Source organism: Kitasatospora sp. NPDC052868 (assembly GCF_044547105.1).
Lineage (GTDB): Bacteria > Actinomycetota > Actinomycetes > Streptomycetales > Streptomycetaceae > Kitasatospora.
On record NZ_JBITZW010000017.1, the window covers coordinates 22,033 to 29,649 of the forward strand.

General features: G+C 71.2%; 8 protein-coding genes. 2 read left to right on the forward strand and 6 right to left on the reverse strand.

Annotated elements, in window-relative coordinates; all coding sequences use genetic code 11:
• Positions 1–9: 9 nt before the first annotated feature.
• Genes ACIGZJ_RS25690 through ACIGZJ_RS25700 form a run of 3 tightly spaced genes read right to left on the reverse strand, consistent with a single transcriptional unit; the run spans position 10 to position 2,683 of the window.
• A complete protein-coding gene (locus ACIGZJ_RS25690; protein WP_396459419.1) occupies positions 10–1,038 on the reverse strand; it encodes a glycoside hydrolase N-terminal domain-containing protein in 1,029 nt (342 codons plus the stop codon).
• Positions 1,035–1,913 (reverse strand): amidohydrolase family protein, encoded by an 879-nt coding sequence (locus tag ACIGZJ_RS25695; RefSeq protein ID WP_396459420.1) that lies wholly within the window; start codon positions 1,911–1,913, stop codon positions 1,035–1,037. Before ACIGZJ_RS25695 ends, ACIGZJ_RS25690 begins: the two co-directional genes overlap by 4 nt.
• A gap of 35 nt (positions 1,914–1,948) precedes the next feature.
• Positions 1,949–2,683: a FadR/GntR family transcriptional regulator gene (locus ACIGZJ_RS25700; protein WP_396459421.1), complete on the reverse strand. Its 735-nt coding sequence runs from the start codon at positions 2,681–2,683 to the stop codon at positions 1,949–1,951.
• A gap of 381 nt (positions 2,684–3,064) precedes the next feature.
• On the opposite strand from ACIGZJ_RS25700, the gene ACIGZJ_RS25705 reads away from it, so the two are divergent.
• Positions 3,065–3,910, forward strand: a complete 846-nt coding sequence (locus tag ACIGZJ_RS25705) for an SAM-dependent methyltransferase (protein WP_396459422.1) — start codon at positions 3,065–3,067, stop codon at positions 3,908–3,910.
• A gap of 291 nt (positions 3,911–4,201) precedes the next feature.
• Here ACIGZJ_RS25705 and ACIGZJ_RS25710 read toward each other — a convergent pair whose 3' ends face one another.
• Positions 4,202–4,327 (reverse strand): hypothetical protein, encoded by a 126-nt coding sequence (locus ACIGZJ_RS25710; protein WP_396459423.1) that lies wholly within the window; start codon positions 4,325–4,327, stop codon positions 4,202–4,204.
• A 922-nt stretch (positions 4,328–5,249) separates the two neighbouring features.
• Complete coding sequence (locus ACIGZJ_RS25715; protein ID WP_396459424.1) at positions 5,250–6,452, reverse strand: MFS transporter; 1,203 nt, start codon at positions 6,450–6,452, stop codon at positions 5,250–5,252.
• 38 nt (positions 6,453–6,490) lie between these two features.
• Here ACIGZJ_RS25715 and ACIGZJ_RS25720 point away from each other — a divergent pair, with 38 nt between their 5' ends.
• Positions 6,491–7,087 (forward strand): CGNR zinc finger domain-containing protein, encoded by a 597-nt coding sequence (locus ACIGZJ_RS25720; protein ID WP_396459425.1) that lies wholly within the window; start codon positions 6,491–6,493, stop codon positions 7,085–7,087.
• Between the two features lie 82 nt (positions 7,088–7,169).
• Here the strand turns inward: ACIGZJ_RS25720 and ACIGZJ_RS25725 are convergent.
• Positions 7,170–7,617 (reverse strand): ROK family protein (locus ACIGZJ_RS25725; protein ID WP_396459426.1); only part of this gene is annotated, 448 nt, incomplete at its 5' end.

The following is a 7,617-nucleotide window of genomic DNA, read 5'->3' on the forward strand; positions in this document are numbered from 1 at the left end:
AACCTGCCCTCACCCGGCGCGATCCGACGCCGGTCGTCGCAGGTCGGCGATGGTCGGCCCCGCTCCGGCGGGCAGGGTCACCGACCGGGGTCCCGACGTTCCCGTCCGGGCCCGCCGCCCGTCGGCGAGGCCGCCGATCCCGATACCCGCCCGGACCCTTGCGAGAAGGGTTGGCTGGGCATGCCAAGTGATGGACGCTGCAGCCGTCGCCTCCACCACCCCCCTCCGCATTCGGAGGAGTCGGCTCCCGCATTTTGTGATCGCTAACAATCGTCCGGACCCCGCGCCGCGCGCCTCCGGCGACGCCCCATCCGCGCGCACGGCGCGGGTCCGTCCCCCGTTTGACCGCACCGTTTCAACCGGGCCGCGGAGGATCCGCGGGCCGGCGCCCTGAACTCCTGTCCCGCACTCCCGCCGGTACCGGACTCCGCCGGCCGTGAAGGACACGGTGTGCACGGCCTCGTCGAGGTCCAGCTCGCGCCGGTAGTCGGTGGCGTCGTCCTCGCCACAGGACGGGAAGGTCAGCAGGAGGGTGCCGAGCGGCTGGTACGCCTCGGTGTCGGGGCCGGGGAAGTGGGCCGCGGCGATCGCGTGGGCTCCGGCTTGGTCGCGGTCGCGCAGCACCCGCATCCCGCAGCGCGGGCAGGTGCTCGGCGGCACCCGCCCGGTCGCGGGGACCGGGACCGCCGGACCACAGGGCGTCCGCGTTGAGCTCGATCCTTTCGTCTCGGCGCGGTCGACGCGGGCCAGGCGGTGGCCGGTGACGGGGATGCCGTAGCGGATGCGGCCGGCCAGGCAGGGGGTGGCCGGCTTGTCCCAGGTCGGGAGGGACCACAGCCTGCTGACGGCGCGTACGTCCGCCTTGCCGAGGCCGGCGTCCAGCAGCGGCGGTCCGGCGACGGGGTGGCGCAGCGCGTCCCGGAGCACGGCGGTCTCGTCGGCGGCTCCGGGGTGGTGCGGCGGCTCCACGACCGTGGTGACGGCGGGGTCGACGTCGATGTCGAGCCCGGTCCCACCGTAGGCGAGTCGGACCTTCATACCGGCTCCTTCCGGGCGCCGGACGACGTCGCTTCGTCCAGCCGGTACACCCGGGTCGCGGTGTCGCCGAAGACCTGGGCGCGCTCGTGCGGATCGAGGTGTTCCGTCAGCTCCTCCGCCGCGCTGACGACGTGTTCGTAGGAGGCGGCCACGAGGCAGACCGGCCAGTCGGAGCCGAACATCATGCGTTCGGGCCCGAAGGCGTCGAGCGCGGTCTCCGCGTAGGGGCGCAGCCCGGCGACGGTCCAGCCGTCCGGGCCGGTCTCCGTCACCATCCCGGAGAGCTTGCAGAAGACGTTGGGCTCGCGGGCGAGTTCGCGCACCCGGCCGGCCCACGGCTCCAGTTCGCCCCGCGCGATCGGCGGCTTGGCGAGGTGGTCCAGGACGAAGGGCTGCTCCGGAAGGGAGCGCACCGCGTCGATGGCGGCGGACAGTTGGTGGGGCCGCACGAGCAGGTCGTAGCAGAGCCCCGCGTCGCCGACCGCGCGCAGTGCGCGCCGGACGTCGGCCCGGGCCAGCCAGGCCGGGTCGGGCTCGCCCTGGACCAGGTGCCGGATGCCGACGAGCCGCTCGCCGCCCGGTCCTCGCCGCAGTTCGGCGAGGGTGTCGGCGATCCCGGGCGCGGTGAGGTCCGCCCAGCCGACCACCCCCGCGATCAGCGGTTCGGCGGCGGCCAGGGCGAGGAACTCCTCGGTCTCGGTGGCATCCGGCAGGACCTGCACCAGAACGGTGCGGTCGATTCCCGCCGCCCGGGCCCGGGGGGCCAGGTCGGCCGCCCCGAACCCGCGCCGGACGGCTGCCAGTTCCGGCGCGTCAAGCCAGGATTGCGGGCGCCGGGTCAGGTCCCACACGTGGTGGTGCGCGTCGACTCTCACGCGTGGTCGCTCCTCGGTCGGTGGTCGACGGATGATCAGGTACGGTCCCGGTCCTGCTGCGGTCCGGTCTGCGGGGCGGGAATCTCCGCGCCCGCGGCCACCTGGTCGCGCAGCCAGCCTTCGGTGGTGTGGACGTGCATCAGGGCCGCGGCCTGGGCGAGGTTCGGGTCGCGGGCGGTGAGGGCGTCGAGGATCGCCTGGTGCTCGGCGGCGGTCCGGTCCGCCGCGTCGGCGTCGACCAGCCCCCGCCAGACCCGGGCCCGGAGGGTGCGCCCGGAGATGTGCTCCAGCAGCGCGGCCAGGGTCTCGTTGCGCGTGGCGCGGACCACGGCCCGGTGGAAGGCCGCGTCGTGCCGGATCTGCAGCTCGACGTCGTCCCGCGCGGCCTTCATGGCCGCCAGGTGGTGTGCCATCTCGGCGAAGTCCTCGTCGGTGCCGCGGGTGGCGGCCAGCGCGGTGGCGACCGGCTCGAAGAGCCTGCGCACCTCGGTGAGTTCGAGGACGGTGTCCCCCTGGAGCAGTTCGACCGCGCCGCCGAGCCCCTCCAACAGCAGACCGGGCGCGAGGCTGGTCACGTAGGTGCCGTCGCCCCGCCGGATCTCCAGGACCCGCGCGACGACGAGGGCCTTGACCGCCTCGCGCATGAGGTTTCGGGACAGGCCGAGATCGGCGGCCAGCTGCTGCTCGGGGGGCAGCTTCGAGCCGGGCGCAAGCTCGCCCTCCCCGACCATCTGACGGATGCGGGCGATGGCTCTATCGGTCAGGGACACGGCATCAACGTAGCAGGAGATCCCATGTCTAGGAAGACGCTTGGCGCCCTCTTCTTCTCAAACCCCATGCACGAACAGGCACTTTGCCAAGCCCTGGCCATCCCACCGAACACCCCCGGATCGGGAATCCCGCACAGCCATCCCATGTTTCGGCCGGAAGCACGACCTGAGCGCAGCCGCTCACGAGCCGGGAGCTCCCGGTGCGGGCCGGACTCCTCCAGTCACCCCCGGTCCTCGGTGCACCCACCGCCCGCAAGCCGGTGATCGGCCCGCACTGGCACCCTGCCCGCCCCAGCTGTCACACTACTGACCGTACGTCAAGTGTCATATCATCCTTCCGGCCATCGCACGGCCGCGGGGACAGATCAGGGAGCAGCGGCGATGAACGTGGAAGATCCGGGCCTGGAGAAGCCGCTCAGCACCGTCATACGGCAGGACATACCGCACAGCGCCCGCATGTACGACTGGTTCCTGGGCGGCAAGGACCACTTCGAGGTGGACCGCGAGGCCGCCCAGCGGGTGCTCACGGTGTTCCCGACCATGCGGACCGCGGTCTGGGCGAACCGGGCGTTCATGCAGCGGGCGACCCGGACGCTGGCGCAGCGGGGCCTTCGCCAGTGGTTGGACGTCGGCACGGGCATCCCCACGTCCCCGAACCTGCACGAGGTCGCACAGTCGGTGGCTCCGGAGGCCCGGGTGGTCTACGTGGACAACGACCCGATCGTGCTCGCGCACTCGCGGGCGCTGATGACCAGCTCGCCGGAGGGACGGACGGCGTACGTCCACGGCGACGCGCGGGATCCGGACGCCATCCTGGGTGCCCCCGAGGTGGCGCGGACGCTCGACCTGGGGCAGCCGGTGGTGTTGTCGATGGTGGCGCTGCTGCACTTCGTCACGGACTTGGGCGAGGCGCGCGCGATCGTGGAGCGGCTCCTGAAGCCGTTGCCGGCGGGCTCGGCGCTGGTGCTCTCGCACGCCACGGCGGAGCTGGACCCGCAGGGCGCGCCGATGGTGCAGGAGATCTACAACAAGGCCGGCACGACGCTGCGGCTGCGGCCCCGCGCCGAGTTCGAGACCCTCTTCGAGGGGCTGGACCTGCTGGAGCCGGGGATCGTGCCCGCACACCGCTGGCGCCCGGACGAGGACGGCACCGCCGACCGGCTGGCGGACGCGGTCACCGACGCCCAGGTGTCGTTCTACGCGGGTGTCGCCATCAAGAACCAGTAGCGGCTTGTCAGATGGCTGTCGCATAGCGCGGTCGGCGCGCCCCCGGCCGGACGAGGGCCGGGGAGCCTGAGTCGTCCTCGACCCGGCCGGTCGAGGACGACTCCGCCCGGGGCACAGCCGCCCGGGCGGTCGGCCGGCCTGTTCACGGACCGTGCCGTCCACCCGTGAGCGCCGGGGCCGCCCGGCCGGAGGACGTCATGCTCCGGCCGGACGCACCCACCCGGCACCATGTCCGTTCCGCGGGCCGGCGGCGCCCCGGCATGACGTCCCCGCGGCGTTCGATCCGGCGCGTCACGCCACGACCGACCCGAACCGGAAAGGGCCATTCCCCCAGCGGTTGATCGCGCACTCCGTAGCCTCAACGACCGGGTCGATCTCCTCCTCGCGCTCGGAGACGCACTCCACGACGGCGTCCACAGAAACGTCCTACGTCACCGCTTCCCCCGGCTGACATGCCATCACATCCACCTCGCGCTCCTGCATCAACCACGACAGCGTCGGCCACACCACCTGAAATGACCATGTCCCGCTCACCTGCCCCGCTCCCCAGACAGATTCGACCGGTCGCTGGCGAAGGGCTCACGTCCTTCATCGGACGCCTCGCCGCCGCCAACCACATCAAAGCCTCATATTTGCGCCGCTACCTAGTCGATCCGCCCTGGTCATGGAGCGGTCCACCCAGCTGGGAACGGCTGGCCGCGGTGGTCGGCCGAGACCCCTCCTCCTTCAAGGAGATCCTTCTGGGCAGGCGGTGCATCGAATGCGGGACCGTCACGTTCCAGCCTCACGGCGGCAGCCCACGGCAGACCTGCTCTCAGGCATGCCGGCAGGCGGCATACAGAAGACGGAACCCGAAACCGCAGAAGGAGGAAAGGCACGCGGCCTGCCAAGGTTGCGGCGAGAAGTTGACCTTCGTCACCCGCGGGGCACCGCGCAGCTGGTGCTCGGACTCCTGCCGCCAAGTCGCAGAGCGCCAGCGCCGACGCGACAGGGCGGAGGCCAGCCGCACCCCGAATCTGACCTGCGGCGTCTGCGACGCCCCGCTCGAACCCGGCCGACGACGATGGTGCTCGGACCGCTGCTGCCACATCGCCTACCTCCGGCGCCGAGCGGACGGGTCCATTCCATCCCGGCAACAGCCGACAGCCTGCACTGAATGCGCCGGGCCCCTGGAACTGGGACGCAAGAATCAAATACGCCTGACGTGCTCAGCCCTCTGCCACAGCAGGCGCTCCAACCGGCTCAAGAAGGAACGAAGCAGCCGGGAACAATCACTCAACCTTCGCTGAGAACCGCACAACTCTCATTTCGACAGCATCAAACTTTTCGCGGAGACCGCTCAAGTCGACATCGTGCTGGCCTCGCACGAGTTGGCGGTTGCCGACGGGATCACGAAGAAGACCAGTGCTGCGACGGCCGCCACGCTCGCTGCGAGTGCCAAGGTGCCTGGAAGAGACCAAGTCGCGACTGGTCCGGCAACTGCTGCCCCCAGGGCGAATCCGGTGATCTTCAGGCTGGCGCCGGTGGTGAAGATCTGGCCTCGCAGGTGATCTGGGGCCTCCCGGTGGCGGACTGCGAACAAGGCGGTCAGTTGGGGTCCTTCCCCTATCCCCACGATGAGTACGGCCACGATGAGTACGACTGGTTGACCCCACGCGGCCAACGCCAGCGCGGCAGCCTGGACAAGGGCACTGGCCCAGATGATCGTGTCGGGGGCGACTGAACGCGGGAACCCAGCGAGTACGGCGTTGGCCACCAAAGCTGAGATCGCCACGCAGGACAGCAGCACCGCGCCGCGGCTGGCCCCGCCCAGAACCCGTTCGCCGAGGAGCGGGATGCACGCCATCAGCATTCCCTGCGCGATGCAGGAGACGGTCGAGGTGAGAGTGGCTCGGGCCAAGGACGGCCTTCCGAGCATGACCCGTACTCCGGCAACAAGGTCGCTGGTCACCGAAGTTGCCTGCACTCCCAGCACTCGGCCGGGACGGGCGGGCAGCATCCACGCGGCGGGCAGCGCCAAGGCGATGAGCACCACAGAGACCACCACGGCCATCGGGGCGCCCAGCGCCTCTGCCACGCCGCCAGCGAGAGCCGGACCGGCCAGACTCGCCACATTGAACGTCATGGCATCGAGCGCATTCGCCCGGGGCAGGTGGTCACCTTCCACCACACGCGGAAGTTGGGCCGTCCATCCCCCCGACAGGGCCGGGCCCAGCAGCCCTGTCACCGTTGCGATCAAGATCGTGACAGCGAACGGCCACCACCCTAGTCCCCCAAGAAGCATCCCCAGCCCCACCGCATAAAGGACGAGGGCCCCAGCCAGCAGGTGTCCCGGCCGATCTGCTCTGTCGAGGAGCGCCCCGAAAAATGGCCCCCCTACCGCGGCAGAGATCGTGATGCCCGCGAGCAGCGACGACGCGGCGACGGTCGATCCGGTCAAAGCAAATGCTGCCAGCATCAGCGCCGGTCCTGACATCTCGTCCCCGGCGCGGGCTGCCACCGCTCCGACGAGATAGAAGCGGAGTGAGTAACGCTTTCCCATCCGCAGGACGTTACGGAGGTAACTCAATCATCCGCAAGATGCGTTACATTCCACAGGTGTCATTCCACAGCGACGATTGGTCCACCCGGCACTCCGTGCTCACCACAGCCCGGCGCACCGCCGCCCTGATCAACGTCCTGGCTGACGACTGCCCCGACCCAGCTGATGTCGCCGACGTGCTCCGCGCATACGGCGAGACCGACCCCGTCGACCTCACCACCCGCGATGTCGCAGAGATGCAGGCAGCTGCCTCCCTGCTGCGGCCAGTCTTCGCCGCCGAGCACGCCGATGACGCCGCAGCCGCCCTCAACCAGCTCTTGACGGACCACACCGGACCGCTCCGCCTAACCTCACACAGCGGCAGCACCCCCTGGCACCCTCACCTCGACCGCGAGGACAACGCACCTTGGGACGAGTGGCTCATCGCTTCGTCCTGCATGGCCCTGACCGTTCTCGTCTGGGACCGTCAACGTCCGCCCGGCAGGATCTGCGCATCCCCCACCTGCCCGATCGTCTTCATCAACCAGGGCAGCGGTCCGGAGCGTCGCTACTGCTCCCGCCGATGCGCGACTCGCGAACGAGTCGCAGCCCATCGACGCTGCCGCTCCGCCGAGCAGCCGAACGAAGCCAAATAGGGCGCCAAGGTCCAGCGCAACATCGCTCAACCTTCGATGAGAATCACTCAACCTTCACTGCGACGGGTCAGTCGGCTCCGGGTCAGCCGACGGGCAGCAGGGTCGGGTCCGCCATGATCCGGCGGACCGTCGTCAGCGCCGCGCCCAGCAGCGGCCCGCGCCGCCCCAGAGCGGACGGGCGCAGCGCCTCCGGGGCCCACGGACGCACGACGACCCGGGCCGCCAACTCGGTGCGCACGGACGGCAGCAGCCAGTCGGCGAGTTCGGCGTAGGCGCCGCCGAGGACCAGAGCGTCCGGATCGATGAGTTCCACGGCCGAGGCGAGGGCGAGGCCCAGCGCCTGCCCGGCGCGCTCCAGCGCCGCCAGGGTGGGCGCGTGCCCTGCGGCCGCGCGCTCGGCCAGCAGGGCGACCGGGTCGCCCGGGCCTGGTCCGGCCCCGGCGGCGCCGCCGTGCTGCGCGAGACCCGCCGCGCGCCGCCCGGCCGCCGCGCCCGCGGCCGGGTGCTGGGGCCCGCGGGGGGCGCCGGCG

Excerpts from the sequence above, each read along its gene's own strand:
- ACIGZJ_RS25720 (WP_396459425.1), top strand. The coding sequence starts at position 6,491 with ATGCGTTACATTCCACAGGTGTCATTCCACAGCGACGATTGGTCCACC.
- ACIGZJ_RS25690 (WP_396459419.1), bottom strand. The coding sequence starts at position 1,038 with ATGAAGGTCCGACTCGCCTACGGTGGGACCGGGCTCGACATCGACGTC.
- ACIGZJ_RS25715 (WP_396459424.1), bottom strand. The coding sequence starts at position 6,452 with ATGGGAAAGCGTTACTCACTCCGCTTCTATCTCGTCGGAGCGGTGGCA.
- ACIGZJ_RS25705 (WP_396459422.1), top strand. The coding sequence starts at position 3,065 with ATGAACGTGGAAGATCCGGGCCTGGAGAAGCCGCTCAGCACCGTCATA.